1 protein-coding gene is annotated in these 561 nt (G+C 58.1%); it reads left to right on the top strand.

Annotation, left to right across the window (positions count from 1 at the left end; all coding sequences use genetic code 11):
- Positions 1-47 precede the first annotated feature (47 nt).
- Positions 48-332, top strand: coding sequence for a DUF6881 domain-containing protein (locus ABD323_RS44550; RefSeq protein ID WP_253864970.1), 285 nt, complete (start codon positions 48-50; stop codon positions 330-332).
- Positions 333-561 lie beyond the last annotated feature (229 nt).

The raw sequence follows: 561 nt of genomic DNA, 5'->3' as shown, positions 1-561 counted from the left end.
CTTCCGCTCGACATCAGTAGGCGCATCACCTCCTCGGGGACGAACCGATGAGGAGATACCTGCGTGTTGCCTGGATTCACGATTTTGATGACGAGCCTGTCTCACTGTTGAGTGAGATTCTCAACGGAGAAGAGGTCCGGAAGGTCGAGATTTATCGAGACGGCCATGCGGACTTTGCTGACGCCACGCGGGCGACGGGGTCGACGCAGCTCTCCGAAACACTTATGCCCTCGGCCGAGGAAATCTCTGAGCAGGAGGAGTTCATCCCCGAGAAGATCGAGGCCGAGACGTTCGAAGCCGAGTGGCGCGTGGCTACCGAGCAACATGGCTAGGAACTTTTTAAGAATGAGGGGCATTGCAGGGATTTGGGGTCGGATGGCGCCGCCCAACCCGACGGCATTCAAGCCAACCACCTCATCGGCGAAGAATGCGCCACCGGCGGTGGAACGTTCCCGCTTTTGTCGGCAGTGATTTAGGGTGTCGTTGGCGCGCGAGAGCAGATTTGAGTCTAACTTGGCGAGCGAAGTAAGGTTCTTGGAAGGGGCTTGCCGTGGGGAGGAT

This window comes from Kitasatospora nipponensis, assembly GCF_039528135.1.
GTDB lineage: Bacteria > Actinomycetota > Actinomycetes > Streptomycetales > Streptomycetaceae > Kitasatospora > Kitasatospora nipponensis.
The sequence above is the reverse complement of the archived record's forward strand: the minus strand, read 5'-3'. Positions and strand labels throughout refer to the sequence as shown.

What these genes read in the sequence shown, in the direction of transcription:
- ABD323_RS44550 (WP_253864970.1), top strand. Translation starts at nt 48, where the DNA reads ATGAGGAGATACCTGCGTGTTGCCTGGATTCACGATTTTGATGACGAG.